The organism is Nocardioides sp. Z13_37 (assembly GCF_058355585.1).
Map to the genome: position 1 here is coordinate 219,174 of NZ_JBZGDV010000003.1, position 26,519 is coordinate 245,692.

General features: G+C 72.2%; 32 protein-coding genes. 11 read left to right on the forward strand and 21 right to left on the reverse strand.

The genetic code is table 11. From position 1 onward, the window contains the following. Positions 1–2: 2 nt before the first annotated feature. The 6 genes from AC4H2S_RS10675 to AC4H2S_RS10700 form a co-directional block, all read right to left on the reverse strand. Positions 3–938 (reverse strand): SMP-30/gluconolactonase/LRE family protein, encoded by a 936-nt coding sequence (locus AC4H2S_RS10675; RefSeq protein WP_491496954.1) that lies wholly within the window; start codon positions 936–938, stop codon positions 3–5. Continuing rightward, positions 935–1,411, reverse strand: coding sequence for an NUDIX domain-containing protein (locus AC4H2S_RS10680; protein WP_491496955.1), 477 nt, complete (start codon positions 1,409–1,411; stop codon positions 935–937). The genes AC4H2S_RS10675 and AC4H2S_RS10680 overlap by 4 nt, the downstream gene beginning before the upstream one ends. A gap of 20 nt (positions 1,412–1,431) precedes the next feature. Further along, positions 1,432–1,791, reverse strand: a complete 360-nt coding sequence (locus tag AC4H2S_RS10685) for a hypothetical protein (RefSeq protein WP_491496956.1) — start codon at positions 1,789–1,791, stop codon at positions 1,432–1,434. A gap of 89 nt (positions 1,792–1,880) precedes the next feature. Beyond that, complete coding sequence (locus tag AC4H2S_RS10690; protein ID WP_491496957.1) at positions 1,881–2,483, reverse strand: GNAT family N-acetyltransferase; 603 nt, start codon at positions 2,481–2,483, stop codon at positions 1,881–1,883. Positions 2,484–2,487: 4 nt separating this feature from the next. Then, the gene (locus AC4H2S_RS10695) at positions 2,488–2,892 is read right to left on the reverse strand and encodes a YjbQ family protein (RefSeq protein WP_491496958.1); all 405 of its coding nucleotides are present in this window, start codon (positions 2,890–2,892) and stop codon (positions 2,488–2,490) included. After that, positions 2,882–3,187, reverse strand: a complete 306-nt coding sequence (locus tag AC4H2S_RS10700; RefSeq protein WP_491496959.1) for a thiamine-binding protein — start codon at positions 3,185–3,187, stop codon at positions 2,882–2,884. Before AC4H2S_RS10700 ends, AC4H2S_RS10695 begins: the two co-directional genes overlap by 11 nt. Before the next feature lie 150 nt (positions 3,188–3,337). Here AC4H2S_RS10700 and AC4H2S_RS10705 point away from each other — a divergent pair, with 150 nt between their 5' ends. After that, a complete protein-coding gene (locus tag AC4H2S_RS10705; protein ID WP_491496960.1) occupies positions 3,338–4,174 on the forward strand; it encodes an alpha/beta fold hydrolase in 837 nt (278 codons plus the stop codon). Positions 4,175–4,244: 70 nt separating this feature from the next. On the opposite strand, the gene AC4H2S_RS10710 is transcribed toward AC4H2S_RS10705, so the two are convergent. The 3 genes from AC4H2S_RS10710 to AC4H2S_RS10720 are packed head-to-tail and all read right to left on the reverse strand — an operon-like array spanning position 4,245 to position 8,106. Further along, positions 4,245–5,003 carry a thioredoxin-like domain-containing protein gene (locus AC4H2S_RS10710; protein WP_491496961.1) on the reverse strand — a complete coding sequence of 253 codons (759 nt, stop codon included), beginning with the start codon at positions 5,001–5,003 and terminating at the stop codon, positions 4,245–4,247. Further along, positions 5,000–5,209 carry a hypothetical protein gene (locus tag AC4H2S_RS10715; RefSeq protein ID WP_491496962.1) on the reverse strand — a complete coding sequence of 70 codons (210 nt, stop codon included), beginning with the start codon at positions 5,207–5,209 and terminating at the stop codon, positions 5,000–5,002. The genes AC4H2S_RS10710 and AC4H2S_RS10715 overlap by 4 nt, the downstream gene beginning before the upstream one ends. After that, positions 5,206–8,106: an aconitate hydratase gene (locus tag AC4H2S_RS10720; protein WP_491496963.1), complete on the reverse strand. Its 2,901-nt coding sequence runs from the start codon at positions 8,104–8,106 to the stop codon at positions 5,206–5,208. Before AC4H2S_RS10720 ends, AC4H2S_RS10715 begins: the two co-directional genes overlap by 4 nt. Before the next feature lie 185 nt (positions 8,107–8,291). Here AC4H2S_RS10720 and AC4H2S_RS10725 point away from each other — a divergent pair, with 185 nt between their 5' ends. After that, positions 8,292–8,825: an AAA family ATPase gene (locus AC4H2S_RS10725; protein WP_491496964.1), complete on the forward strand. Its 534-nt coding sequence runs from the start codon at positions 8,292–8,294 to the stop codon at positions 8,823–8,825. A gap of 4 nt (positions 8,826–8,829) precedes the next feature. Here AC4H2S_RS10725 and AC4H2S_RS10730 read toward each other — a convergent pair whose 3' ends face one another. Together AC4H2S_RS10730 and AC4H2S_RS10735 are read right to left on the reverse strand one after the other, a co-directional pair. Further along, positions 8,830–9,186, reverse strand: a complete 357-nt coding sequence (locus AC4H2S_RS10730; RefSeq protein WP_491496965.1) for a hypothetical protein — start codon at positions 9,184–9,186, stop codon at positions 8,830–8,832. Between the two features lie 99 nt (positions 9,187–9,285). Continuing rightward, positions 9,286–9,843, reverse strand: coding sequence for a TetR/AcrR family transcriptional regulator (locus AC4H2S_RS10735; protein WP_491496966.1), 558 nt, complete (start codon positions 9,841–9,843; stop codon positions 9,286–9,288). A gap of 88 nt (positions 9,844–9,931) precedes the next feature. Between AC4H2S_RS10735 and AC4H2S_RS10740 the strand changes: the two genes are divergently transcribed. Then, positions 9,932–10,675: a DUF2867 domain-containing protein gene (locus tag AC4H2S_RS10740; protein WP_491497078.1), complete on the forward strand. Its 744-nt coding sequence runs from the start codon at positions 9,932–9,934 to the stop codon at positions 10,673–10,675. Beyond that, on the forward strand, positions 10,672–11,418 hold the full coding sequence (locus AC4H2S_RS10745) for a molybdopterin-dependent oxidoreductase (RefSeq protein WP_491496967.1): 747 nt from the start codon (positions 10,672–10,674) through the stop codon (positions 11,416–11,418). The genes AC4H2S_RS10740 and AC4H2S_RS10745 overlap by 4 nt, the downstream gene beginning before the upstream one ends. 132 nt (positions 11,419–11,550) lie before the next feature. Here AC4H2S_RS10745 and AC4H2S_RS10750 read toward each other — a convergent pair whose 3' ends face one another. Next, positions 11,551–12,777, reverse strand: a complete 1,227-nt coding sequence (locus tag AC4H2S_RS10750) for a class I SAM-dependent RNA methyltransferase (protein ID WP_491496968.1) — start codon at positions 12,775–12,777, stop codon at positions 11,551–11,553. Next, on the reverse strand, positions 12,774–14,825 hold the full coding sequence (locus AC4H2S_RS10755) for an APC family permease (protein WP_491496969.1): 2,052 nt from the start codon (positions 14,823–14,825) through the stop codon (positions 12,774–12,776). Before AC4H2S_RS10755 ends, AC4H2S_RS10750 begins: the two co-directional genes overlap by 4 nt. A 54-nt stretch (positions 14,826–14,879) precedes the next feature. On the opposite strand from AC4H2S_RS10755, the gene AC4H2S_RS10760 reads away from it, so the two are divergent. After that, entirely contained in the window at positions 14,880–15,542 is a 663-nt protein-coding gene (locus AC4H2S_RS10760) for a potassium channel family protein (protein ID WP_491496970.1), read from the forward strand. Between the two features lie 89 nt (positions 15,543–15,631). Continuing rightward, positions 15,632–16,303, forward strand: a complete 672-nt coding sequence (locus AC4H2S_RS10765) for a potassium channel family protein (RefSeq protein ID WP_491496971.1) — start codon at positions 15,632–15,634, stop codon at positions 16,301–16,303. Between the two features lie 59 nt (positions 16,304–16,362). On the opposite strand, the gene AC4H2S_RS10770 is transcribed toward AC4H2S_RS10765, so the two are convergent. The 4 genes from AC4H2S_RS10770 to dut are packed head-to-tail and all read right to left on the reverse strand — an operon-like array spanning position 16,363 to position 18,581. Continuing rightward, positions 16,363–17,100 (reverse strand): DUF3159 domain-containing protein, encoded by a 738-nt coding sequence (locus tag AC4H2S_RS10770; RefSeq protein ID WP_491496972.1) that lies wholly within the window; start codon positions 17,098–17,100, stop codon positions 16,363–16,365. After that, the gene (locus tag AC4H2S_RS10775) at positions 17,097–17,459 is read right to left on the reverse strand and encodes an OB-fold nucleic acid binding domain-containing protein (protein ID WP_491496973.1); all 363 of its coding nucleotides are present in this window, start codon (positions 17,457–17,459) and stop codon (positions 17,097–17,099) included. The genes AC4H2S_RS10770 and AC4H2S_RS10775 overlap by 4 nt, the downstream gene beginning before the upstream one ends. A 3-nt stretch (positions 17,460–17,462) precedes the next feature. Beyond that, complete coding sequence (locus AC4H2S_RS10780; protein WP_491496974.1) at positions 17,463–18,098, reverse strand: DUF3710 domain-containing protein; 636 nt, start codon at positions 18,096–18,098, stop codon at positions 17,463–17,465. A 39-nt stretch (positions 18,099–18,137) separates the two neighbouring features. After that, complete coding sequence (gene dut, locus AC4H2S_RS10785) at positions 18,138–18,581, reverse strand: dUTP diphosphatase (protein WP_491497079.1); 444 nt, start codon at positions 18,579–18,581, stop codon at positions 18,138–18,140. A gap of 138 nt (positions 18,582–18,719) precedes the next feature. Between dut and AC4H2S_RS10790 the strand changes: the two genes are divergently transcribed. The 3 genes from AC4H2S_RS10790 (at position 18,720) to AC4H2S_RS10800 (ending at position 20,601) form a co-directional block, all read left to right on the forward strand. Further along, positions 18,720–19,178 carry a DUF3093 domain-containing protein gene (locus AC4H2S_RS10790; RefSeq protein WP_491496975.1) on the forward strand — a complete coding sequence of 153 codons (459 nt, stop codon included), beginning with the start codon at positions 18,720–18,722 and terminating at the stop codon, positions 19,176–19,178. 9 nt (positions 19,179–19,187) lie between these two features. After that, the gene (locus AC4H2S_RS10795) at positions 19,188–19,520 is read left to right on the forward strand and encodes a DUF4235 domain-containing protein (protein WP_491496976.1); all 333 of its coding nucleotides are present in this window, start codon (positions 19,188–19,190) and stop codon (positions 19,518–19,520) included. Between the two features lie 445 nt (positions 19,521–19,965). Continuing rightward, complete coding sequence (locus AC4H2S_RS10800) at positions 19,966–20,601, forward strand: helix-turn-helix domain-containing protein (RefSeq protein WP_491496977.1); 636 nt, start codon at positions 19,966–19,968, stop codon at positions 20,599–20,601. 98 nt (positions 20,602–20,699) lie between these two features. Here AC4H2S_RS10800 and AC4H2S_RS10805 read toward each other — a convergent pair whose 3' ends face one another. The 3 genes from AC4H2S_RS10805 to AC4H2S_RS10815 form a co-directional block, all read right to left on the reverse strand. Continuing rightward, entirely contained in the window at positions 20,700–20,990 is a 291-nt protein-coding gene (locus tag AC4H2S_RS10805; protein WP_056600397.1) for a DUF4193 domain-containing protein, read from the reverse strand. Between the two features lie 261 nt (positions 20,991–21,251). Beyond that, a complete protein-coding gene (locus AC4H2S_RS10810) occupies positions 21,252–22,061 on the reverse strand; it encodes an inositol monophosphatase family protein (RefSeq protein ID WP_491496978.1) in 810 nt (269 codons plus the stop codon). Beyond that, positions 22,058–23,176 carry a ferrochelatase gene (locus tag AC4H2S_RS10815; RefSeq protein ID WP_491496979.1) on the reverse strand — a complete coding sequence of 373 codons (1,119 nt, stop codon included), beginning with the start codon at positions 23,174–23,176 and terminating at the stop codon, positions 22,058–22,060. The genes AC4H2S_RS10810 and AC4H2S_RS10815 overlap by 4 nt, the downstream gene beginning before the upstream one ends. Positions 23,177–23,209: 33 nt before the next feature. Here AC4H2S_RS10815 and AC4H2S_RS10820 point away from each other — a divergent pair, with 33 nt between their 5' ends. Both AC4H2S_RS10820 and AC4H2S_RS10825 read left to right on the forward strand, forming a co-directional pair. Then, positions 23,210–24,412 carry an MFS transporter gene (locus tag AC4H2S_RS10820; RefSeq protein WP_491496980.1) on the forward strand — a complete coding sequence of 401 codons (1,203 nt, stop codon included), beginning with the start codon at positions 23,210–23,212 and terminating at the stop codon, positions 24,410–24,412. Continuing rightward, positions 24,409–25,731 (forward strand): D-arabinono-1,4-lactone oxidase, encoded by a 1,323-nt coding sequence (locus AC4H2S_RS10825; RefSeq protein WP_491496981.1) that lies wholly within the window; start codon positions 24,409–24,411, stop codon positions 25,729–25,731. The genes AC4H2S_RS10820 and AC4H2S_RS10825 overlap by 4 nt, the downstream gene beginning before the upstream one ends. Positions 25,732–25,772: 41 nt before the next feature. Here AC4H2S_RS10825 and AC4H2S_RS10830 read toward each other — a convergent pair whose 3' ends face one another. Further along, positions 25,773–26,408 (reverse strand): trimeric intracellular cation channel family protein, encoded by a 636-nt coding sequence (locus AC4H2S_RS10830; RefSeq protein ID WP_491496982.1) that lies wholly within the window; start codon positions 26,406–26,408, stop codon positions 25,773–25,775. Between the last annotated feature and the right edge of the window lie 111 nt (positions 26,409–26,519).

Below are 26,519 nucleotides of genomic sequence, written 5' to 3' on the forward strand. Positions count from 1 at the left end.
TTTCATGGGCGGTCGAGGACTGCTACCGACGGCTCGTGGAGGCTGCCCAGCCACACCCGTCCGTCGTGCTCCCGCACACCCGTCACCATGTGGAAACCGGGGCCGTGGCCGGGCCGCTCGAGGTCGAGGTCGTGCACCAGCCGCCCGGTGTCGTCGTAGGCCTGCACGCGGATCGTCTGCGCCGGCTTGGGCTGGAGCGCCTCGGGGATCCGGGTGACCGCCTTGCGCAGCAGGAGCGGCGCGGACCCCAGCCGCTCGACGAGGCCGTCGAGCGGGCTCGCCACGGCCACCCAGATGAGCCCGTCGCTCCCCCGGCTGATGTTGTCGGGGTAGCCCGGCAGGTCGGTGACCAGGTGGTCGCGCTCCCCCGCCCTCGGCCCGGCCAGCCACAGGCGTACGACGGTGCGCCCGCGGCACTCGGCCACCGCGACGTAGGACTCGTCGGCGGCCAGCGCCACGCCGTTGGAGAACGCCAGCCCGGTGAGCACCACCTCGACGGAGCCGTCGGGGTCGCGGCGCACCAGCCGGCCGGTGCGGGTGTCCTGGACGAAGTCGTCCTTCCACCGCTCCACGCCGAAGTGCAGCGAGGAGTCGCTGAACCAGATGGTGCCGTCGGCCGCGACGGCGGCGTTGTTGCAGAACATCATCGCCCGGCCCTCGACCCGGTCGACCAGCACCTCCACGGCGCCGGTCCCGACGGACACCCGCAGCACGCCACGGCGCGCATCGCACACCACGAGGTCGCCGTCCGGCAGCAGCTCGAGCCCGAGCGGGCGGCCACCCGTGTCGGCGACCCGCCGGGTGCTGCCCGTGGCCGGGTCGAGCGCCCAGATCACGCCGTCCTCCGTGCCGGTGAGGACGGTGCCGTCCGCGGCCACGACCACGTCCTCGGCACCCATCGACGGGACGGGGTGCACGGTCAGGCGGGGGCGGCTCATGGGGTCATCGTGGCGTAGGCGTCGCTGCCGAGGAAGGCCGGAACGATGTCGATCGCGGCCGACGTCAGGTCGAGCCCGCGCGCGACCTCGGGGTCGACGAAGACGATCCGGCGGCCCTCGCGGCAGTCGATGTCGGCGTCGGTGAGGTCGGTGGCGGCGACGAACACCTGCATGACGTCCCAGGTGCCGTAGGCCTCCCGGTGGTCGACGACGAACTCGCGGAAGAGCCGCAGCCCGCCGGGCGGCAGGCGTACGCCGGTCTCCTCCTCCAGCTCGCGGTGGGCGGCCGGCTCGAAGTCCTCCCCGGGCTCGACGTGGCCTCCGGCGAGTCCCCACTTCTCGGGGTCGATGCGCGGGTGCTCGTCGCGCTCCTGCAGCAGGATCCAGCCCCTCCGGTCGACCAGGATGACGCCGGCGAAGCGGCGCGGGTCGGGGCCGGGGTCGGGACGGGCGTCGGGATCGGGGTTGGGCATCCGCCGACCCTAGCCAGCCCTCACATGCGCACCCGGTAGCGACGCCCGCGGAGCGCGTCCTCGACGAGGCCCACCTCGCGGCGTACGCCGAGCAGGCGGGCGTCCTCGAGCTGGAAGGTCTGCACCGCGGCGAGGACGACCGCTTCGTCGGCCACGTCCTTGAGGTCGCCGCGGATCTCGCTCAGTCCGCGGCGGGTCGCGAGCTGCTGGGCCTCGACGTGCAGCACGGCGAAGCGAGCAAGCACGACGACGTGGCGGCGCAGGCCAGGGAAGCGGCGGTAGTCGGGCGGGCAGAGGTCGAGCAGCCAGCTGGCGGCGGTCACCTCCCAGTCGGGGGCGTCGGGCGGCCGGACCTGCCGCGGCCAGCCGGGCGGCGCCACGCCCGCATGTCCCGAGGGCGGCGTGGGCCGTTGGCGGGGTTGCGGCGCGGGGAACACCCAGGCATCGTATCGAACATCTGTTCGATGCCTCAGTCGGAGTCGAGCGCCTTCTCCACCTCGGCGAGCTCCGGGTCGCGCAGGCCGACCAGGTCCAGGCGCCACCACGCGTCGGGGTAGACCAGCCGCCCCGTCATCCACGGCTCGTGACCGTTGAGGAGCAGGACCTGGCAGGCCGGCTCCGGGATGCGGCGTGAGGGTCGCTCGAGCCCGTGGTTCGAGGCGGCGCTCCACCCGCGGCTGCCGTAGAAGCCGGGGTCGCCCTCGAGGAACACGAGGGGAGCACCGAGACGCTCGGCCGCCTCCCGGGCCTCGGCGAGCAGCCGGTTCCCGATCCCCTTGCGCTGGTGGTCCGGGGCGACCGCCAGCGGGCTGAGCACCAGCACGTCGACGAGCCGCTCGCGCGCGTCGAGCCAGGCACGCGACAGCGCGACGCAGCCGACCACCTCGTCGTCCGCGACGGCGACGAGCTCGACCGCCATGTCCTCCACCCCTCGCAGGCGCGCCATCACGTCGTTGATCGCCACCCCGTGCTCGCCGAAGGCGGCCTCCACGACGGTCTCGACGGCCGGCGTGTCCACGTCGCCGGCCTCGCGCACCTCGACCGTGCCGTCGACCGCCTTCTCGTCGCTCACGGTGTCAGCCCGCCAGGAACGACCAGCGCACCTGGCGCTCGGCGTTGTCGACGTTGAGGTCCACCAGGCAGATGCTCTGCCAGGTGCCGAGCGCGAGCTGTCCGTCGAGCACCGGCACGGTGCAGTGCGGCGGCACGATCGCGGGCATGACGTGGGAGCGTCCGTGGCCCGGTGAGCCGTGGCGGTGGCGCCACCGGTCGTCGGCGGGCAGGAGGTCGCCGAGCGCGGCCAGCAGGTCGTCGTCGGAGCCGGCACCGGTCTCGATGACCGCGATCCCCGCGGTCGCGTGCGGGACGAAGGCCTGCAGGAGCCCGTCGCCGCGCCCCGACACGAAGTCGGCCGCGTCGCGGGTCAGGTCGAGCACGACCTCGTCACCACCGGTGCGGTAGGTGCGCACCTCACTGTCCATCGCGCAACGCCTCCTCGATCCGCTCGACCTTGGCCGTCAGCTGGCCGTCGTAGCCGGGGCGGATGTCGGCCTTCAGCACGAGCCCGACCCGCGGGGACACCGCGGCGACGACGTCGACGGCGCGCTTGACCACCGCCATCACCTCGTCCCACTCCCCCTCGATGTTGGTGAACATGGCGTTGGTCTCGTGGGGCAGTCCCGACTCGCGCACGACACGCACGGCGGCGGCGACCGCGTCGGTGACCGACCCGGTCGGGTCGCTGGACATGGGTGAGAGGGAGAAGGCGACGATCATGTCGCCCACGCTATGCCACGTCCCGGGGCCCCCTCCCGGCCGCCCGACCCCGGCCACCCCGGCGGGTGGGATGTCCTGCCCGCAGGCGTGCCTACGGTCGAAGCACGACCCCACGGCCCTCTGCGAGGGCCTCAACGAAGGGACAGCGCCGTGCCTGACGTCACCGCGAGCTCAGGGCTGCTGGGCAGCACGAAGGTCCACGTCGAGGACTCGGGCGGCACCGGCCGTCCCGTCGTCCTCATCCACGGCTGGCCGCTCTCGTCCGAGTCCTGGAGCGAGCAGGTCGGACCGCTCAGCGCGGCCGGCCACCGGGTCGTGGCCTACGACCGACGGGGCTTCGGCCACAGCGACAAGCCCTCGGGCGGCTACGACTACGACACCCTCGCCGACGACCTCGACGGCGTGCTCTCCGAGCTCGACCTCACCGACGCCACGCTCGTCGGCTTCTCCATGGGTGGCGGCGAGGTCGCCCGCTACGTCGCCCGCCACGGCCAGGACAGGCTGCGCTCGGTGGTCTTCGCGGCAGCCGTGCCGCCCTACCTCCTCGCGAGCGACGACAACCCCGAGGGCCCGCTGACCGAGGAGGCCGCCGCCGCGATGGCCGCCGGCCTCGCCGACGACCGGGTCGGCTTCTTCGACGGGTTCATGCGCGACTTCTTCTCCGCCGACGGCGAGCTCAAGGTCACCGAGGCGCAGCGCCAGGAGGCCATCGTGCTGTGCCACCAGAGCGACCAGAAGGCCGCCCTGGGCTGCATGGAGGCGTTCGGCACGACCGACTTCCGCGACGACCTCACGGCCATCACGGTGCCGACGTTGGTCATCCACGGCGACAGCGACGCCACCGTCCCCTTCGAGGGCTCGGGCCGGCGCACCCACGAGGCGGTCGGCGGCTCCGAGCTCGTGGTCGTCGAGGGTGCGCCCCACGGCCTCAACGTGAGCCACGCCGACGAGTTCAACCGGGCGCTGCTGGAGTTCCTGGCGCGCTGACCACGACATCGTGGAGGATCCGCGTCACCTGGTGACGCCGATCCTCCACGATCTGCGGCCGGAGCCGAGGTCAGGCGTTGGTGCCCTCGCCCGGGAGCCCACCCTGCGGGTCGGGCGTACCGCCGCGACAGCTCACCCCGAACTCGGGGGCGGTGTGCCCGTCGCCATACTCCGCGAGGAACAGCCCGAGCCGGCGGTCGTCGGCTCCGTCGAGGCGCAGCTGGGCGCCCCACACCGTCACCACGACGGGCGAGGGAAGGCCCTCGCGCGGCGACATGATGCCGTTGTCGGGCAGCTGCTCGGCCAGCAGGGCGCGGTCGGCCTCGGACAGGTCGGGGGCGTGGGTGATCCAGACGGTGCCATGCTCGAGGTCGTGCACCGCGTTCTCCTCGCGCACCGGCTCGTCGTAGACGCCGCAGGCCAGCCAGACCGGCGCGTGCGGCCCGCCCGCGGGCGGGTCGTGGGGGTACTCGACGTCGCCCATCGTGTGGGTCCGGTCGGTGATGTCCCACGTCTCGACCAGCGTGAGGTCCAGGGCGCGCTGCGCACGCTCGTCACCACGGACGGCGCGGTCGACGAGCGGTGCCACGAGCGCGGCACCCAGCACCAGCGCGGAGGCGACGCCGGCCAGCACGAGGGGCAGGCTGCGGCGCGGCTCCTCGGCGACGGGCGGGTACGCCGGCAGTGGCGCGGGCGGCCCGGCCGGCGCGTCGGACGGCTCGGCGGGCCACTCGGCGGGCCGCGCGTCGGACCGTTCGGGCGCCCCGGTCGTACCGGCTGGGCCGGAGGTGTCGGGGGCGTCCACCACGTCGCCGGGCCGGTCGGTCACGACAACGCCACGGCCGCGGCGTCGCGGGCCCGGACGGGCTCGGGGACGACCCGCTCCCCCATCGCGTTCGGGCTCAGCCCGTCACGCTCGAAGGGGAAGACCTCCCAGTCGGCCATCGCGCCGAGCGGTGGCCGGCCGGCCGCGTCCAGGTCGTCCTGGACGCGGCCGCGCCACACCGCTGCCGGGTCGGCAGCGTGGTCGTTCATCCCCGAAGCAGGTTGCGCAGGACGTACTGCATGATGCCGCCGTTGCGGTAGTAGTTGGCCTCGCCCGGGGTGTCGATGCGGACGACGGCCTCGAACTCGCTGGCCTCACCGTGCGCCTGGTCGGTGCCCGGCGCGGGCTCGACCTTGACGGTGACCGTCTTGGGCGTGGTGCCGTCGTTGAGCTCGGTGATGCCGGAGATCGAGATGATCTCGGCACCGGTGAGGCCCAGGTCGTCGGCGGTCTTGCCCTCGGGGAACTGCAGCGGGATGACGCCCATGCCGATCAGGTTGGAACGGTGGATGCGCTCGTAGGACTCGGCGATGACGGCCTTGACGCCCAGCAGCGCGGTGCCCTTGGCCGCCCAGTCGCGCGACGAGCCCGAGCCGTACTCCTTGCCGGCCAGGACGACCAGCGGGACGCCGGCCTCCTGGTAGCTCTGGCTGGCCTCGTAGACGCTGGTGACCTCGCCGTCCTTGGTGAAGTCCTTGGTGACGCCACCCTCGGTGCCGGGTGCGATCTGGTTGCGCAGCCGGATGTTGGCGAAGGTGCCGCGGATCATCACCTCGTGGTTGCCGCGGCGCGAGCCGTAGGAGTTGAAGTCGCGCTGCTCGACGCCGTGCTCGGCGAGGTAGGTGCCCGCCGGGCTGTCCTTCTTGATCGCGCCGGCCGGGCTGATGTGGTCGGTGGTGACCGAGTCGCCCAGCTTGAGCAGCACCCGCGCGCCGACGATGTCCTGCACCGGCTCCGGGTCCTGCGGCATCCCGTCGAAGTAGGGAGGACGACGCACGTAGGTGGAGTCCTCGTCCCACTCGAAGGTGTTGCCCTCGGGAGTGGACAGCGAGCGCCACTGCTCGTCGCCGGCGAAGACGTCCTGGTAGCTGGAGTCGAACATGTCGGAGCTGATCGCCTGCGCGATCACGTCCTCGATCTCCTTGGCCGTCGGCCAGATGTCGCGCATGTAGACGTCGTTGCCGTCGGTGTCCTGACCCAGGGGGTCGTTGAACAGGTCGACGTCCATCGAGCCGGCCAGCGCGTAGGCCACCACGAGCGGCGGGGACGCGAGGTAGTTCATCTTGACGTCCGGGTTGATCCGGCCCTCGAAGTTGCGGTTGCCCGACAGCACCGACACGACCGCGAGGTCGTTGGCGTTGACCGCCTGGCTGACCTCCGGGATGAGCGGGCCGGAGTTGCCGATGCAGGTGGTGCAGCCGTAGCCGACGAGGTTGAAGCCGAGCTTGTCGAGGTAGGGCGTGAGGCCGGACTTCTCGTAGTAGTCCGAGACCACCTTCGAGCCCGGCGCCAGCGTCGTCTTGACCCACGGCTTGCGCTGCAGGCCCTTCTCGACCGCCTTCTTGGCGAGCAGCGCGGCACCGATCATCACCGACGGGTTGGAGGTGTTGGTGCACGAAGTGATCGCGGCGATGGTCACGGCGCCGTGGTCGATCTCGAACTCGGTGCCGTCGGCCAGCGTGACCGACGCCTTGTTGCTCGGCCGGCCGCTGGACGCCGCGGCGGCGTGGTCATGCCAGTCGTCCGGAGCCCCCGCGCCGTTGCCGCCGGTGGACCCGCCACCGTTGGACGCCGGGGAGTCGCTCGACGGGAACGACTCGGCCGAGGCCTCGTCAACGCTCGACCGCACACCGAACGGCGTGTCGTTCTGCGGCACGCCCGGCTTGCGCTCGTCGCCACCGGTCTCGTCGGCGCTGACGTAGTCGGCGAGCGCCGTGCGGAACGCATCCTTGGCCTCGGACAGCGACACGCGGTCCTGGGGGCGCTTGGGACCGGCCAGGGACGGCACGACGGTCGCCAGGTCGAGCTCGAGCCGCTCGGAGTAGCGCGGCTCGGCGGCGGGGTCGTGCCAGAGGCCCTGCTCCTTGGAGTACGCCTCCACGAGCGCGAGCTGCTCCTCGGTGCGGCCCGTGAGCCGCAGGTAGTCGATGGTCTGCTCGTCGATCGGGAAGACCGCGATCGTCGAGCCGAACTCCGGGCTCATGTTGCCGATCGTCGCTCGGTTGGCCAGCGGGAGCACCGAGACGCCCGGGCCGTAGAACTCGACGAACTTGCCCACCACACCGTGCTCGCGCAGCATCTCGGTGATCGTGAGGACGAGGTCGGTCGCGGTGGCGCCCTCCGGCAGGTCGCCGCTGAGCTTGAAGCCGACCACGCGCGGGATGAGCATGGAGACGGGCTGGCCGAGCATCGCCGCCTCGGCCTCGATGCCGCCGACACCCCAGCCGACCACGCCGATGCCGTTGACCATCGTGGTGTGGGAGTCCGTGCCGACGCAGGTGTCGGGGTAGGCCACGCCGTCGCGCACCATGACGACGCGGGCGAGGTGCTCGATGTTGACCTGGTGGACGATGCCGGTGCCCGGCGGGACGACCTTGAAGTCGTCGAAGGCGCCCTGGCCCCACCTCAGGAACTGGTAGCGCTCGCGGTTGCGCTCGTACTCGATCTCGACGTTGCGCTCGAAGGCGTCGGCCGAGCCGAAGACGTCGGCGATCACGGAGTGGTCGATGACCATCTCGGCGGGCGCGAGCGGGTTGATCTTGGTCGGGTCGCCGCCGAGCTCGGCCATCGCCTCGCGCATCGTGGCGAGGTCGACGACACAGGGCACGCCGGTGAAGTCCTGCATGATCACGCGGGCGGGCGTGAACTGGATCTCCTGGTCGGGCGCGGCGCTGGCGTCCCAGCCGGCGATCGCCTTGATGTGGTCGGCCGTGATGTCGGCGCCGTCCTCGGTGCGGAGCAGGTTCTCCAGCAGCACCTTGAGCGAGAAGGGCAGGCTCTCGACGTCGAGGCCCTCTCCCTCGACCGCATCGAGGCGGTAGATCTCGTAGGACTGTCCGTCCACGTCCAGGGTGCCCTTGGCACCGAAGCTGTCCTGACTGGCCATCAGCCATCTCCTCGGGAGTTCGCGGGTTCGCGTCCATCTTGCCGTCGCACCCTGAGGTGCGGGAAGGCAGGCGACCCTTAGTACCGGTGATCAAGTTATCTCGACATCAAGATACACGAGGTCGAGGAGAGGACCAACCACCCTCCCGGACGAGTCGGGCGGGTCCGGGCCGTTACAGTCCGCCGGTGCCCACCCTCGTCCACCTCAACGGCCCCTCCGGCGTCGGCAAGACGACGCTGGCGCACGACCTGGCCGCCGCACGTCCCGGCACCCTCGTGTGCGACATCGACGAGCTCCGGTCGTGGGTCTCGGGCTGGGCGGACGACTTCGTCGGCACCGGGGAGGCGGTGCGCTCCTCCGCGCTGGCGCTGATGACGGCCTACCTGCGCACCGGCCGCGACGTCGTGCTCCCCCAGCTCATCGTCACCCCCGCCCAGGCCGAGCGCTTCGAGGCGGCCGCGGCAGAGGCGGGAGCGACGTACGTCGGCGTGGTGCTCGACGTGGCACCGGACGTCCTGCTCGCGCGGCTCCGCGAGCGTCCGCGGACCGCGGTCAGCACGGTCATCTCGCGGATCATCGAGGAGCGCGGCGGCGACGAGCTCGTGCTGGAGGGACGGCGGCAGCTGCTCGACCTCGCCACTGAGCACGGATGGGCGGTCGTGGACGCGACCGACCGGCAAGCCGCCCTGGCGGAGCTCACCTCGCTCCTCCGAGGTTGACCGCTCAGTCGATGCCGGCCATCTGGTCGAGGCGCTGGAGCAGGGCGTGCGCCGCCAGCTCGACCGCCTTGTGACGCCACTCCGCCGCGCGGTAGACGCACGCGATCAGCCCGGAGCGGTGCACGCGCCGCAGGTCGCCGTAGACGAACGCGTAGCGCGCCTTGGTCCCGTCGCTCGCACCCTCGGTGAGACCGAGGTGCCACGCGCCGTAGTCGTCCCACGAGTGGCGCTCGAGATAGGCGTTCTCCGCCTCAGCGTCGGGCTGCACCTGCCCCCAGTCGCTGTCGAGGACGTACTGCCGGCCGTCGATGAGGCGGCGCGCGTAAGTGACGGCCGCCGGGTTGACGTCGTAGCTGGCCATGCGCCCAGCCTCGCGCCGCACCGCGGGCGTGGCAAGCAGTCAGCGGCGCCGCGGCTCCAGCAGCGCGACACACTCGACGTGGTGCGTCATCGGGACCCGCTATCTGAGCAGGTGCTCGAAGGCTCGCTCGAGCACCTGCGTGTGGGCGAGGTCGCCGTGGTCGGGGCGGAGGAAGTAGCTGCCGATCAAGAGCGAGTACGCCTGGAGGCAGCGGGCCTCTGCATCTAGTGGTTCGCGACAGAACTGAAGGAAGAGGGACCGCATGAAGTCCATCCGCCGGCCGTCTATGCGACGAAGCCGCTCAGCGACGGCGGGATCCCGCCGGGCCCAATCTCGAATCGCAGGCTCTGCGCGAAGCCCGCCGTCCACGTCGGCCAGGAGGACGGCCACTTCGAAGAGCCCCGACAGGCGCTCCCGCGCCGCGCCGCCATGAGTCTCGATGTGGCTGATGACCTCCTCGACGACCGTGGTCTCCCACGCGTCCAGCAACTTGTCGAGGAAGTCGCGCCGGTCCGCGAAATGCCAGTAGAAGCCACCTTTGGTTACGCCCAGTTCGGCGGCGAGTCGTTCGACCCGGACCGCGTCGGGACCACCCGAAGCCAGGGCCCGGAGGCCCGCGGCGATCCACTCCGCAGCAGGGGTCTTCGCAGTAGCCATGCCCGGAATATACGCCAGCGTATTGACGCCGGCGCCACCCACGTCCTACGTTCCATACGCAGGCGTACACATCGTGGACGGAGATCACATGCGGATATCCAGAGCAGAGCACCTGAACCTGAACCGGGCTTGGCGCATCCACGAGCTACTGCCGGACTTCACGCTCGAGGACGTCTGGGCCCAGCCGGAGATCTCTGGACCTGCTGCAGACTTTGAGCGCGTGGTCCGCTTGGCGACTGCGAGCAATCCAGCCACGTCTCCGCACGGACCAACGCGACTCCTGTGGCAGGTTCGCGACCTTCTTGGGCGCTGGTTCGATCTGGGTGGGATCTCGGCACCGCACGAGCCTGCGGGGTTGGCGATCCCCGGGACCGCGGAGCGAACGTTGGCCGGGCGCCTTCCCTCGGACCTCATTGGCACGGCCGACGGCGTGAGATTCGAGCACCTGCCCTTTGTGCCGCTGTACCTCACCGCGGACGAGTTCGCCGCCGAGATCTCCAACAAGACCGTCCATGGAGTGATGCACCTGGGTTGGGCGCCTCGGGCCGGCGGTTCCTTCCACGCGCAGATGGCCGTGTACGTGAAGCCGCGCGGGCTCCTCGGAGAGGCCTACCTGGCCTTCATCAGGCCGTTCCGCTACCTCATCGTGTACCCAGCCCTCGAGCGCCAGTCGGCCAGGACGTGGCGCCGCGATCTGCTCGCTGAGGCCACCTCGATGAACGTATCCAATGACCGGGCTGAGTCGGATCTGGGCTGGCGGCCGGCTCACCCCACATACCGCGAGGGGTTTGCCGCCTGGGCCAACAAGAGCACGGCAGGACGAGTGAGATGAGCACCGCCCGTGCCTTGCCCCCCGGACAGAGACGCATCGAGGGATTTCCGCGCTTCGGAACTCATCTGCACCGTCCGCCGCCGCAGACCCCGCGCGACCATCACATCGAGATCATGGGTGCCGGCATGGACGCCTTCGTTGTTCCACTGTCCACTTTCCGCGCCCTCCCGAGGGTCTCCCGGACTCGCGACTTCCACTGCGTCGGAGGCTGGACCGCGACGGACGTGCACTGGGAGGGCGTCACCTTCCCCACGTTCTACGAGCATCTCATCGCACCTCGGTTGGCCACTGGAACGGAGATCACCCACGTCACGTTCGGCGGACTCGATGGCTACCGCTCAGTCGTCTGCGCCGAGGACGTCATGGACGACGACGTGCTGGTGGTCGACGTCCTGGACGGAGAACCGCTCTCGCCGGACCACGGCGCGCCGCTGCGCCTGGTCAGCCCGAAGCAGTACGGCTTCATCAGCACGAAACATCTGTCCCTCATCGAGTTGCACACCGTCGAACCCGACTTCGACTTCGGCGCCGCCTCGAGCCTCGCGAGACTCGGCCTACGGCTCATCGTGTTCCGCCGCCACCCGCGCTCCAGGGTGTGGCTCGAGGAACGCCACGGATACCTCCCAGGCCCCGTCGTCCGGCGCTTCTACCGCCCCCTGATCCCACTGATCCGCCGGGTGTCAGCAACTCGAAGCCTGTCCCGTGCGGGGTCTGATGGGGACTCTCATTCCACGGAGGGATGAGAGTTCAGGGCAGCACCGAGGAAGTACCCGGATGAGCTTCGGGAGCGATCCGGATGGCGAGGCGCAGCGGATCGCTGAGCTCGAACGTGAGGTCAAGGAGCTGCGTCGGGCGAATCGAGGACCCGAATCGCATCACCGCAGGTCAGAGCCGGTTCTCTCCAGCAGCGCGACGCACTCGACGTGGTGTGTCATCGGGAAGAGGTCGAAGGCCCGGATCGCGGTGAGCTCGTAGTCGTGCTCGGCGAAGATCGCGACGTCGCGGCCCAGCGCCGCAGGGTCGCAGGCGACGTACGCCACCGCACGGGGGCGGCGGTCGACGACCTGCTCCACGACCGTGCGCTTGGCGCCCTCGCGGGGAGGGTCGAGCACGACGAGGTCGAAGGGCTCGTCGAGCCCGTCGCGCAGCACCCGGTCGGTCGGGCCGCACTCGACCGCGGCGGCCGTCAGGGCGGACAGGTTGGCCCTGGCGTGGCGGCACGCGGTGCGATCGGCCTCGACCGCCACCACCCGGGCCCCGGTGGCCTCACCGACGAACCGCGCGAACAGCCCGACGCCGGCGTAGAGGTCGAGCGCGCGCTCCCCCGGCGCCGGGTCCAGCAGGTCGAGCACCGTCTCGACCAGGACGCTCGGCGCCGCCGGGTGGACCTGCCAGAAGCCGTCGGCGGCGACGGAGAACGGGTGGGTCGCGCTCCCCACGGTCACGTCGTGCGACGACGCCTCGGCCTCGGGCTCGCCCGGCGACCACTCGCCGTGCGGCCCCGGCTCGGCGCCCGGACGCGGGCGCGCCTCTTCGGCAGCGATCAGGCAGTCGTCGACTGCGACGAGGCGGTGGGAGCGGTGCGCGCGCATCGCCGGGCGGCCGTCCGGCAGCACGGCGTAGCGCTGCCGGGTGCGCCAGCGCAGGCCGTCGTCGGGACGACCGGGCACGGGCACCGCCTCGACGGACAGCCCGGCGACCAGCTCGGAGGCGGGGTCGAGGCGGCCGAGCCGCACGAGCTGCTCGCGGACGACGGCGGCCTTGAGGTCGCGCTGGGCGGGCAGCGCCACGTGCTGGAAGTCGCAGCCGCCGCACAGGCCCGGGCCGGCGTAGGGGCACGGCGGCGGGACGCGGTCGGGGGACGGCTCGTCGACGCGGACGGCGTCGCCGCGCCAGAAGCGGTCGCCGTCGTTGCCCTCGGTGATCTGCACGAGCACCCGCTCGCCGGGCAGCGCATGGCGCACGAACACCACCCGCGACTCGGGCTCGGGGAGCCGGGCGACGCAGTGCCCGCCATGGGCGATCGGTCCGACCTCGACCTCGAAGCGCTCCCCCACCCGGGAGCGGCCGCGGGCGCGGCGGGGGCGGTTGGTGCGGCTCACGAGTCGTCGTCCTTCCGGTCGTGACCGCGCGGGGCCACGCGGCCGCGGCGCAGGTCACCGGCGTGCACGCGTACGTCGTCGTCGCGGCGCCGCTCCTCGGCCACCTGCGACGAGCGGAGCTGGTAGGGCACCGAGATGACCATGACCCCGGGCGTGAACAGCAGGCGGCCCTTGAGCCGCAGCGCGGTCTGGTTGTGGAGCAGCTGCTCCCACCAGCGGCCGACGACGTATTCGGGGATGTAGACCGCCACGACGCCGCGCGGGCTCGCCTGGCGGATCTCTTGGGTGTACTCCACGATCGGGCGCACGACCTCGCGGTAGGGCGAGTACAGCACCTTCAGCGGGACGTCCAGGTGCCGGTCGTCCCACTCCTCCAGCAGCTGCGAGGTGGCGCGGGGGTCGACGCCGACGTAGATCGCCTCGAGGACGTTGGGCCGCGTGGCGCGGGCGAAGGCGAGGGCCCGCAGCGTCGGCTTGTGGAGCTTGGAGGCGAGCACGATGGCGTGCACCCGGGTCGGCATCACCTTGTCCTGCTCGTCCGCCGCCAGCTCGAGCTCCACCCGCGCGTAGTGGCGCCCGATCGCCTGCATGAGCAGGAAGAAGAAGCCCATGGCGAGGATGGTGATCCACGCGCCGGCCAGGAACTTGGTGATCAGCACGATCACGAGGACCACGGCCGTCATCCCGAGGCCGAAGGTGTTGATCGCGCGCGAGCGGATCATCCGGCGCCGCTCGGCGGGGTCGCGCTCGGTGCGCAGGTGCCGCGACCAGTGCCGGATCATCCCGAGCTGGCTGAGGTTGAAGGAGACGAACACCCCGACGATGTAGAGCTGGATGAGCTTGGTGGTCTCGGCGTCGAAGATCCAGATCAGCAGGATCGACATCGCGGCGAGGAACACGATGCCGTTGCTGTAGGCGAGCCGGTCGCCGCGGGAGCCGAGCGAGCGCGGCGCGAGCCCGTCCTGGGCGAGGATCGAGCCGAGCACGGGGAAGCCGTTGAACGCCGTGTTGGCCGCCAGCACCAGGATGATCCCGGTGACGGTGAGCACGAAGTAGAAGCCCGGCGGGAAGTGGTCGAACACGCCCGCGGCGATCTGGGCGATCACGGGGTGCTGGTCGTACCCCGCGGGCAGCGCGTCTCCCGACGCCGTACGCAGCCGGTCGAGCTCGTGCGGGTCGACGTAGCGGATCGCCATCTGCTTGGCGAGCACGATGACGCTCATCATCATCGTGATCGCGATCAGCGCGAGGAGGAGCAGCGTGGTGGCGGCGTTGCGGCTCTTGGGCTTGCGGAACGCCGGCACCCCGTTGCTGATCGCCTCGACCCCCGTGAGGGCCGCGCAGCCCGACGAGAACGCCCGGGCCAGCAGGAACATCAGGCCGATCTGGGTCAGCGGCTCCTCCCAGCCCGGCTGGGGCTGGATGACGAGGTCGGCGCTCTCGGCCTGCGGGAGGTCGCCGGCCACCAGGCGCAGCAGCCCGTAGGCGCACATGCCCAGGATGGCGACCATGAACAGGTAGGTCGGCACCGCGAAGAACGAGCCGGACTCACGGACGCCGCGCAGGTTCATCGCCGTCAGCAGCACGACAGCCACCACGCCGACGGTCGCCTCGTGCCCGATGAACGCCGGGATCGCGCCGGCGGCGTACTGCGACGCCGACGAGACCGACACCGCGACGGTGAGCACGTAGTCCACCAGCAGTGCGCTGGCCACGGTGACGCCGGCGTTGCGCCCGAGGTTGACGGTGGCGACCTCGTAGTCGCCCCCGCCGGACGGGTAGGCGTGCACCGTCTGCCGGTAGCTGGCCACGACGGTGAGCATCACCAGCGCGACCGCGAGGCCGATCTTCCACGACCAGACATAGGTCGACGCGCCGGCCACGGCCAGCATGATGAACACCTCGTCGGGCGCGTAGGCGACCGACGACAGGGCGTCGCTGGCGAACACCGGCAACGCGATCCGCTTGGGGAGCAGGGTCTCGCCCAGCTGGCTGCTGCGCAGCTTGCGGCCCAGCAGGATCCGCTTGGACACATCCCCGACACTCACGGCGGCAGCCTAGACCCGCAGCGGGCGGAGTCCCGGCTGGGATACGGTTCGGGCGTGCACGTCGTGATCATGGGTTGTGGCCGCGTCGGGTCGACGCTCGCCCGCAGCCTCGAGGACCGCAACCACACCGTGTCGGTCATCGACAGCGAGCCCGATGCCTTCCGGCGCCTGGGACCGGAGTTCAACGGCGACAAGATCACCGGCTACGGCTTCGACCAGCAGGTGCTGGAGAAGGCCGGCATCCGCCGCGCCGACGCGTTCGCCGCCGTCTCGAGCGGCGACAACTCCAACATCATCGCGGCGCGTGTCGCGCGCGAGACGTTCGGCCTGCAGCAGGTCGTCGCCCGCATCTACGACCCGGGTCGCGCCGAGGTCTACCAGCGCCTCGGCATCACGACCGTGGCCACGGTGAAGTGGACGGCCGACCAGGTCCTGCGGCGCATCCTGCCCGCCGGCGCCGAGCCCGACTTCCGCGACCCGTCCGGCACGATCCGCGTCGACCACGTCCCGGTCCCCGAGGGCTGGATCGGCCACCGGACCGTCGAGTTCCAGATGCAGTCGCGCAGCCGGATCGCGTGGATCGACCGGCTCGGCGAGGGCATGCTGCCGACGCGCGAGACGGTGCTGCAGGAGGGCGACATGCTCCACCTGGTGATCCGCGAGGAGAACGCCGCCCACGCCTACGCCGTGCTCGAGTCCAGCCCCTCGGACGACTGACCGCACGACATCCCGATCCCGACACCCCGACCCCGACACCCCGACCCCGACACCCCGACCCCGACACCCCGACCCAGGAGCACTGCAACATGCGCGTCGCCATCGCCGGAGCCGGAGCCGTGGGTCGATCGATCGCCCGGGAGCTGATCGAGAACGGCCACCAGATCCTGCTCATCGACAAGAGCCCCTCCGCGATCCGACCCGAGCGCGTGCCGAACGCCGAGTGGCTGCTCGCGGACTCGTGCGAGCTGTCCTCGCTGGCCGAGGCCCAGCTGGGCAAGTGCGACGTGGTCATCGCGGCCACCGGTGACGACAAGGCCAACCTGGTCACCTCGCTGCTCGCCAAGACCGAGTTCGGGGTGCCCCGCACCGTGGGTCGGGTCAACCACCCCAACAACGAGTGGCTCTTCACCGAGGCGTGGGGCGTCGACGTCAACGTCTCGACCCCGCGCATCATGTCCGCGTTGGTGGAGGAGGCCGTCTCCATCGGCGACCTGGTGCGGCTCTTCACCTTCCGCCAGGGCAACGCCAACCTCGTCGAGCTCACCTTGTCGGCCGACTCGCCCTACGTCGGGACGCCCGCCGGCCTGGTGCCGTTCCCCGACAACTGCGCGCTGGTCACGATCCTGCGCGACGGGCAGGTCTACACACCCGAGGCCGAGCAGCCCCTGGAGTCCGGCGACGAGCTGCTCTTCGTCGTGCCAGCGGAGGTCGAGGCCGAGCTCGAGCAGCTGCTCTCCCCCGGCCACCACCACCGCTGACCCGAACCCCGGTCCCGCCGAGTCGGTCCGGTCGCCGGTGCAGGTCGGCTCAGGCCGGTTCAGGTCGCCGGGGCGTCCGGCGCGACGGGCGTCCGGTTGCGCGAGAGCAGCCAGATCATCGACGCGAGCGCGGCGAGCTGCAGCGGCCAGCCGAGCGCGATCTTCAGTACGCCGAGGGCCGCCACGGCGGCGTCGGCGTCCATCGAGCCGGAGCTGCCGGCGAGCCAGATCGGGGCCTGGATCGCCACGCGGATGACGCACGGGGCGACGAGCAGCCAGGTCAGCCGGCTGCAGAGCCTCACGACCTGCTTGTCCGAGTGCCAGGCCGTCGCGTCGCCGGTGATGCTGCCGACCATGAAACCGACGAGCGGCCAGCCGATCAGGCAGGTGAAGGCGAGCACGACGGCGTACCCGCCGTTGTAGAGCAGGCCGGGCAGGAAGTAGGCGAGGGCCTGCTCCTGCTCGGAGCCCCCCGCCTGGGCGGCACGGTGGACGAAGAACCACCCGATGCCGATGCCGAGGAGCGCGTTGACGACGAACTGCACCGTCGAGCGCTGCACCAGCCGCACGACGAGCAGCACGAGCGCCGCCCCGACGCTGACCGACAGCGCGAGCCGCAGGTCCTTCGCGGTGAGCCAGGTGACGGTGAACAGGATCGTCGGCAGCGCCGCCTCGGCCATCCCGCGCCGGCCGCCGAGCGCCTTGGCGAGCTGGCTGCGGACGACCGCCTCGACCGTGTCGGTGGCGACGGTGGTGCCGGTGCTCCCCGTGCTCCCGGGGTGGCTCGGCTCGCTCACGGGCGGAGCTCGTAGCGAGGGTTGAACATGATCGGTACGCCGCCCTGCCGGCCGATGCAGCCGGCGACGCTCAGCGAGCGCCCGGGGTCGACGCCGGTGATGCGGCGGCGGCCGAGCCACACGACGGTGATCACGCCGGAGCCGTCGTCGAGCTCGGCCTCGAGGGCGGGGACGCCGCCGCGCGGGCGCAGCGTCACGGTGCGGAGCACGCCGTTGACCACGACGGGCTCACGCTCGGGCGCGTCCGCGATGGCGATCGCGCCGTCGGTCGTGTGGGACTGTCGCAGCTCGCGCTGCTGGGCCTCGGAGCTGTCGGCCCAGCGCGTCAGTGCCTGGCGCAGCCGGCCCTTCTCGCCCACCGCTCACCTGACCCGGCGGGCGTCGTCGGGCAGCTTCACCGGGAGCGGCTCACCCACGGGCATGGCCTGCTCCCCGCGGCGGACGACGACCTGGGCGAGCGCGTCCTCCCACTCGGGGGCCGCTTCGGGGTCGACAGCCGGTCGGCCGAGGAACGAGGCGCGCAGCATCCAGCGGTCGCCGTTGATCCCGACGATGCGCGACGGCTGGGTCGCGGTCGTCCCGTCCGGGCGCTTGACCGGCATCTGGCACACCAGCTCGGTGCCCCACCGACCCTCGCGCTCGGTGGCCTGACCGCCCCGGCGTTCCATGTCCGCCGCGATCTGCGGGCGGACCTCCGACCACAGATCGCCGTTCCGGGGCGCGGCGAACGGCTGGAACTCGCACGCGCCGTCCGACCCGGCGAGCATCACCGCGCGCACCCGGCCGCTCTTCTCGTCGACCTGCAGCCGCAGCTCGCGGTCGGCGATGGCCGGCACCAGCACGGAGCCGAGGTCGGCGCGCTCGATGCCGTCGCCCTCGACCTGCGAGGCGTCGTACGGGCCGCCGGTCGGTGCCGGGCCGGCAGGGGTGTCCGCGGTGTCCTCGGTGGAGGTGTCCGTGGTCTCCGAGGACGGGTCGGCCTTGCGGCGGAACTTCACGTCAGCACTCCTTCGATCATCGCTCCTTCGGGTCCCGGCTCATCGACGCGAACCGGTACCTGTAGAACCGTAGCCCCCGGCGCCCCGGACCGACTCCGGCAGCACCCCCACCTCGACGAACCGCGCCCGCTCGAAGCGCTGGACCACCAGCTGGGCGATCCGGTCCCCGCGGGTGAGGCTCACCGGCTCGACGGGGTCGTGGTTGACGAGCAGCACCTTGATCTCGCCGCGGTATCCGGCGTCGATCGTGCCGGGCGTGTTGACGATGGACAGTCCGTGCCGGTGCGCCAGGCCCGAGCGGGGGTGGACCAGGGCGACGAAGCCGTCCGGCAGCGCGATCGAGATCCCGGTCGGCACCAGTGCCCGCTCTCCGGGAGCGAGGATGAGGTCGACGGTCGTGTGCAGGTCGGCGCCGGCGTCCCCGGGGTGTGCGTACGACGGCAGCGGGAGGTCGGCGTCCAGGCGCACGACGGCGATGTCCAGGTCGGGCTCACGCTCGGTCTCCGGGTCGGGCTTCGGGCCGGGCTCCGTGGCGGGCTCCGTGGCGGGTCCCGTGGCGGGCGCGGGACGAGGGGTCGGGTCGTGGTCGGGCACGAGAAGCGAATCTATAGGCTCTGCGCCGTGGACTACGCCGAACGCCTCACCGTTCCGCTGCGCTGGTGGGTGCAGGGCACGATGCTCGTGGCCTCGCTGTGGCTGGCCGTCCTCGCCGCCACGCCCGAGGTCATCGCCTGGACGGTCACGGCCGTCGCGATGCTCCTGCTGATCGGCCTGTTGGGGTCCTACGGCCGTCCCCGGGTGTCGGTCGACAGCACCACCTTCCGGGCCGGTCGGGCGCACATCCCGCTCGAGCTCATCGGCGACGTCACGGCCCTCGATGCCGAGGGCGTACGCCGCCAGGCCGGCGTCGACGCGGACGCCCGGGCGTACCTGCTGCTGCGTCCTTACATCAAGCGCGGCGTGCGCGTGGACATCGCCGACCCCACCGACCCGACCCCCTACTGGTTGGTCAGCAGCCGTCGTCCCGAGGAGCTCGTCTCAGCCCTCGAGGCGGGGCGGGTGCGCCGATCTGCTGGGTAGGGTGAATCCATGGCCTCCTCATCCTCCTCGGACAACAGCAAGCTCTACACCGCGGTCTCCCTCGTCGCTGCGGTCGGCGCCGCAGCGGTGGCCAAGAAGGCCCTCAACACGTCCTGGCGCGCGGCCACCGGCAAGAACCCGCCCGCCAACCCCGCCGACCCCGACGTGAGCGTCGGCGAGGCCGTCCTGTGGGCCGCCGTCAGCGGCACGCTGATCGGCGTCGCGCGCATGTTCGCTGCCCGCCGCACCGCGCAGTACTACGCCAAGTCGACCGGCCACCTCCCCCCGCAGCTCAAGAAGGACGGCCAGAACGCCGACAAGGCCCCCGTCCCGGAGTCCTGAGCCTCCGCCCCACCGTGGCCGATCACGCGCGAGCGCCCTGAGGCCACGCGCCCCACCTACCGGCCCGACCGCGCGCCGGCCCTGAGCCGACCCGCGCCTACCCCCCGGAAACGCCCGTAGCGCCCTGTGGCGCGCTCCTTGGTGCCCGTACGCCCTTGAGCGTGGCGCCCGCCGCCACTGGCCAGTGAGTCTCCCAGCGACTCAACATCGCGGTCCGACCGCCCTACCGCCACTGGCCGGTGAGTCTCCCCGCGACTCACTGGCCAGTGCGGCAGCGCCCGAGGCGCGGAGCGGGCCCGGCGGCGCGCCCGGGCGGGCCAGAACTCGTCCACAGACCTGCTTCGGCGTGGGCGAGGGCGCTCGTTGTGGACGGGCGGTGTCGGGTGTCGGCTCCTCGCGGTTCGCTGCTCATACCAGGACACGCGAACGCACAGGAGGACGGCGGATGAGCCACACCGCGACGGCGCCAAGGACGACCGCACCGATCGAACCGATCGAACCGGCAGAGGACGGGCCGGACTGGCTGGTGTGGGGGCCGGTCGACGGGGACGTGCCGGGGCTGGTGCGCCGCGTCAGGCGGATCCTCGACGTGTCCCAGCGGGGGCTGGCCGAGGTGCTCGGGGTGTCCCAGTCGGTCGTCGCGCGCTGGGAGACCGCCCGCACGAGCCCGCGAGCGAGCGTCCTGCAGCACCTGCTGCGGCTCGCCGGCGTCGCGGTCGCCCTCCGCGACGAGTGGACCGGGGAGCCCGTGGAGCCGATGCGCGACGACGGCGCCCGCACCCGGGGCGGGAGCCGCTACCCCGCACACGTGGACCTCCGAGTCACCGGGTGGTGGGTGCCCCGCGAGCTGAGGACGATGACGAGCGTCGAGTACCTCAGGAGCCGCGACCGGTCGCGCCAGCTGGGTCGGCCGTCGATCCGCTACCGCGCCTGCCCGTGGATCAGGGCGATCGAGCGGCGGATCTACGGCACGCCCGTCGACCATCCCTCCTTCGGGCAGCTGCACGCCGAGGCCGAGCACCTCGAGGAGGAGCGCCAGGCGCGGCGCGATCGCGCCCTGGCAGCCAGGCGCGCGGCCTGAGGCGCTGTCAGGGCCCTACCAGCCGTCACGTCCCGCGCACGACACAGCGCCCGGCCCCCTTGCGGGGACGGGCGCTGTCGAGTCGGAGGTGGTGCCGCTCAGATGCAGTCGCGGCAGATGAGCTTCTTCTCATCGGCCAGCTGCGACCGGTGGTGCACCAGGAAGCAGCTCATGCACGTGAACTCGTCGTCCTGTCGAGGCATGACCTCGACGGCGAGCTCCTCGTGCGACAGATCGGCTCCCGGGAGCTCGAAGGACTCGGCCGCCTCGGTCTCGTCCTCATCGACCTTGCCAGAGTTCTTGTCGTGGCGTCGGGCCTTGAGCTCCTCGATGCTCTCCTCGCTCTGGTCCTCCTCGGACTTGCGCGGTGCGTCGTAGTCGGTGGCCATCGAAATCTCTCTCCCCAATGCTGTGGACCCGTACCCGACCGGATCGCGGCGGGTCGTCCAAGTGTGTGCGCGTCGTCGGCGCCAGATTGTGCACCATGGACAGGCTCCGTGGTGAGCCGGTCCGGAACGTGTCGCCTGAACAGTGGGCAAGGTCTGGGTATTCCCGTACCGGCCCCACCTCGTCAGGTCTGCCCCGGACCCCCACAGGGTCCCACGTCGAAGGGGCGCGAGGGCGGATGGAAAGCCCGTCCCGGGCTGTCGTCAGGCGAGGAAACCGGCCTTGGTGATCGCCGCCACGAAGTCGTCCCACCCGTCGGCGGGCGCTCCCACGACGACCCGGCGTGCGGAGTGCTCCTCGACACCATAGGTCCCGTCGAGGAGCGCGAAGCGGCCGCCCGCCTCGCGCAGCACGAGCCCCGCGGCCGACCAGTCCCACGGCTGGGGTCCGGCCTCGACGTAGGCGTCGCCGCTGCCGTCCGCCACGTGGCACAGGTCGAGGGCGGACGAGCCCAGCCGGCGGATGTCGCGAACCTCCGGCAGCAGCGCCGCGATGCAGCGGGCCTGGTGCTCGCGCACCCGGCGCTCGTAGCCGAAGCCGGTCAGCACCAGCCGTTCGGCGAGCGGCGGCGAGGGGCGTACGCCGATCGGCCGCCCGTCACGCGTGGCGCCCCGACCGAGCGCGGCGGCGTACTCGACGCCGGTCGGGATGGTGACCACGGCTCCGGCGACGACCTCGCCGTCGACCTCCGCGGCGACCGACACGGCGCAGTCGTGGAGGCCGTAGAGGTAGTTGACGGTGCCGTCGATCGGGTCGAGGACCCACCGCACGCCGGAGGTGCCGGCAAGGTCGTCCCCCTCCTCGCCGAGGACGGCGTCGTCGGGCCGCTGGGCGGCGATGCGCGAGCGCAGCAGTGCCTCGACCGCGTGGTCGGCCCTGGTGACGACGTCGGTCGCGCTGGTCTTGGTGTTCGCGACGTCGACCCCGCCCGCGCGCATCTCCCGGGCCAGGGCGGCCCCCTCGTGGGCCAGCGAGCGGGCCAGGTCGCGCAGCTCCGCGGGCGTGGCCGTCACGAGTCGGCTCCGCAGAGGGCCGGACGGGGTCCGCGCGGGTTGGGGCAGCAGCCCGCCCCGCAGATGTCGGGACCGGCCGGCATCGAGCCGAGGGCCGGGCGCTCGGGCCGCTCCCCGCGCTCGGTCGCGGCGCGCTCCAGCACGAGGTCGCGGACCATGGCCACGAACCGCGGGTCGGTGCCAGCCGTCGCGGCGCGGACCGCCCGCATGCCGAGGCGCTCGGCCGTCGCCATCGCCTCGGTGTCGAGGTCGTAGATGACCTCCATGTGGTCGGACACGAAGCCGATCGGGACCATCACGACCTGGCTCACCCCGTCGCTGGCCAGGTCCTCGAGGTGGTCGTTGACGTCCGGCTCGAGCCACGGCGTCGCCGGCGACCCGGAGCGCGAGCAGTAGACGAGGTCGTGGCGGTGCGAGCGACCCGTGGCCGCCTTCACCCGGTCGGCCACCTCGTCGACGGCGCTGCGGTGCTGCTTGACGTAGGCGCCGCGCGGCTGGGCGCCGGCCTCCGGCGGGGCCCCGCTGGTCTCGGCCATCTCGGTGGGGATCGAGTGGGTGACGAAGACCAGGTGGGCCGCCTCGCCGTTGGTGGGCAGGTCGGCCAGCGCCGCCAGGCACGCGTCGACGACGGGCTCGATGAAGCCGGGGTGGTTGTAGTACTGCCGCAGCTTGTCGAGCCGGGGCGCGCCCTCGGTCTGCTCCACGGCGTCCCACAGGTTCTCGCGGTACTGCCGGCACGACGACCACGACGAGTACGCCGAGGTGGCGAAGACCGCTGCCCGCTGCACGCCGTCCGCCGTCATCCGGGCGAGGGTGTCGGCCAGGTAGGGGTCCCAGTTGCGGTTGCCGAAGTAGACCGGCAGGTCGATCCCCTGGTCGGCGAAGTCCTTCTCCAGCGCTGCGATGAGCGCGCGGTTCTGGTCGTTGATCGGGCTCTTGCCGCCGAACAGGAAGTAGTGCTCCCCCACCTGCTCGAGACGCTCGCGGGGGATGCCCCGGCCACGGGTGACGTTCTCCAGGAACGGCACCACGTCCTCCGGTCTCTCCGGGCCCCCGAAGGAGAGGACCAGCAAGGCGTCGTACGGCTTCACGTCGGGGTGACCCGCAGGATTCATGGTGCCAGCGTAGAGCGACCTACCATGCGGATGATGCTCGACTCCTACGGCCGGGTGCTGGCGCGCCCGGGAGCGCTGGCCTTCAGCAGCGCCGCCCTCGTCGCCCGGCTGCCGATCGCCATGGTCGGCCTGGGCATCGTGCTGCTCGTCGAGCAGCGCACCGGGTCCTACGGCCTCGCCGGCACCGTGTCGGCCGTGTTCGTGCTCGCCGAGGCGGCGTTCGCGGTCCTCCACGGCCGGTGGGTCGACCACTACGGCCAGTCCCGTGTGCTGCCGCTGGCGATCTCGGTGTTCGGCGCGGGACTGGCCCTGATGATGCTCGCGGTCGAGCAGGACTGGCCCAGGGCCTGGACCTACGTCTTCGCCGCCGTCTCCGGGGCGGCGCTCCCCCAGGTCGGCGCGAGCGTGCGCACCCGGTGGTCGCACCTGCTCGACGACCCCGGCGAGAAGCAGACCGCCTTCGCCCTCGAGGCGGTGCTCGACGAGGTGGTCTTCGTCGTGGGCCCCGTGCTGGTCACGCTGCTCGCCACGAGCTGGCACCCGGTCGCCGGACTCACCGCCGCGCTCGTGAGCGGCCTCGTCGGCACGTACGCCTTCGCGGCCCAGCGACGCACCGAGCCACCCGCCGGCCGCACCACGCCGAGCGAGGTCCGACCGCCCATGCCGTGGCGCCTGGTGCTCCCGCTCGCCCTGGTCTGCCTGACGCTCGGGGCGCTGTTCGGGGCCGCAGAGGTCACCACCGTCGCCTTCGCCGAGGAGCAGGGCAAGCGCTGGATGGCCGGCTGGCTCCTGGCGGTGTGGTCCCTCGGCAGCCTCGTCGCCGGCCTGGTCACCGGCGCGGTCGCCTGGCGCAGCGGACCCGAGGTGCGGCTGCGCTGGGGCTCGGCCGCCATGGCGCTGGCCATGGCGCCGCTGATGTTCGTCGACTCCATCCCCGTCATGGCGGTGGTGCTGCTCGTCGGCGGGCTCGCGATCGCCCCGACCATGATCAGCGCGATGACGATGGTCGAGCAGGGCGTGCCCGCCGGTCGCCTCACCGAGGGCATGGCGATCCTGCACACCGGGATCGTCGCGGGCGTGGCACCTGGCGCGAGCATCGCCGGGTTCGTCGTGGACCACAGCGGCGCCTCGGCCGCGTACGCCGTGGCCCTGGCCGGCGGCCTGCTGGGCGCGCTCGCGGCACAGACGGCGCGCGGCGGACGCACACCGGACCGGGCCCCTAGTCTGCGGGCATGAGCACCGCCCTGCACGGCCACCTCTGGCGCAACTGGTCCGGTCTCGAGGAGGCGGTCCCCCGCCACGTCGAGACGCCCCGGTCGGTCGACGACGTGGTCGACGTCGTACGCCGGGCCCGCGAGGCCGGGACGACCGTCAAGATGACCGGCACCGGGCACAGCTTCACCGCGATCGCCGCCCCCGAGCACACCCTGCTGCGACCCGACGGGCTCCGCGGGGTCGTCGAGGTCGACCGGCAGGCGATGACCGTCACCGCCCGGGCCGGCACGCCGCTGAAGGACCTCAACCTCGCCCTCGAGCGGCTCGGGCTGTCGGTGCACAACATGGGGGACATCGCCGAGCAGACGCTCGCCGGCGCCACCTCGACCGGCACGCACGGCACGGGCGGCACGGCCGCCGGGCTGGCCGCCCAGCTCGCCGGGCTCGAGCTCGTCACCGGCACCGGCGAGGTGGTCCGCGCCACCGCCACCGAGAACCCCGACGTCCTCGACCTGGGCCGGGTCGGCCTCGGCGCCCTGGGCATCCTCACCAGCCTGACGTTCCACGTCGAGCCGCTGTTCGTCGTCGAGGCCCACGAGCAGCCGATGACCTGGGACCGGGCGCTGTCGTCGTACGACGAGATGGTGGCCGCCGCGCACCACGTGGACATGTACTGGTTCCCCCACACCGACCGGATGCTGGTCAAACAGAACGTCCGCACCGACCTCGACCCCGGCGAGCAGCAGCCGCCGTCGGCGCTCGCCGCGTGGTGGGAGGACGAGCTCGTCTCCAACACGGCCTTCGGGGCGCTGTGCCGGGTCGGCGAGCGGGCCCCGGGCCTGGTCCCCCGGATCAACCGCGTCGCCGGACGCGCCCTGTCCGAGCGCCGCTACACCGACCTCGCGCACCGCGTCTTCGTGAGCCCGCGACGAGTGCGCTTCCGGGAGATGGAGTACGCCGTGCCGCGCGAGATCGGGCTCGACGTGCTGCGCGAGTGCCGCCGGGTCGTCGAGGCCAGCGACTGGCGGATCGCCTTCCCCGTCGAGGTCCGGACGGCGCCGGCCGACGACGTCGCACTGTCGACCGCGTACGGTCGCGACAGCCTCTACCTCGCCGTCCACGTGCCGGCCGACACCGACCACACGGCCTACTTCGGCGGGCTCGAGCCGGTGCTGCGCGAGGCCGGCGGTCGGCCGCACTGGGGCAAGGTGCACACCCGCACCGCTGCCGACCTGGCGCCGGCCTACGACCGGTTCGAGGACTTCCTGGCGCTGCGCGACCGGCTCGACCCCGACCGGGTCTTCGCCAACGCCCACCTGCGCCGGGTGCTGGGCGACTGAGCCGGGCGACTGACCGCGGCGACTGACCGCGACCAGGTGGCTCACACGCTGGCGGGGCCCTTGGGCAGCGGCGCCTGCCAGCCCCGCACCAGGGCGAGCAGCCGCCAGACCAGGCAGGTGGCGAACCCCGCGGCCGCCACCACCAGCAGGGGCAGGTCGGTGCGGTCGAGCAGGACCGCGACGACGGCACCGGCCAGGGCCGGGGTGGCGTAGAGCACGCCCTCGAAGATGACCGGCACGGTGCCCGCGAGGACGTCGCGGATCATCCCGCCGCCGATGCCGGTCACCATCCCCATCAGCGCGGCGGCCACCGGGTCGAGCCCGTAGTCGACCGCCTTGAGCGCGCCGGTGACGCAGAACATCGACAGGCCCACGGCGTCGAAGACCGTCACCACGCGCTCGAGCCGCCCGACGATGGGGTGGAACGTGAAGGTGAGGAGGCCGGCGACGACCGGGACGACCAGGTAGCGCCAGTCGGCCAGGGCCGCCGGTGGCGTGTCCCCGATCAGCACGTCGCGGATGATGCCCCCGCCCAGCCCGGTGACGCCGCCCAGGACGAGTGCTGCGAAGACGTCGAGGTTGCGGCGGACGGCGACCAGCGCCCCCGCGACGGCGAAGAAGAAGATCCCGATCAGGTCGAGCGCGATGATCGTCGTCGCGAAGTCCGTCCCGGGCACCCCTGAAGCCTAGGGCGCGCCGCGGAGGTGCCCGCTCTGGGGCGGTGCGCTGGCGTAGGCTCGAGCGCACGGGTGCCACCCGCATCCGCGACCATCCCCCGACCACCAGCC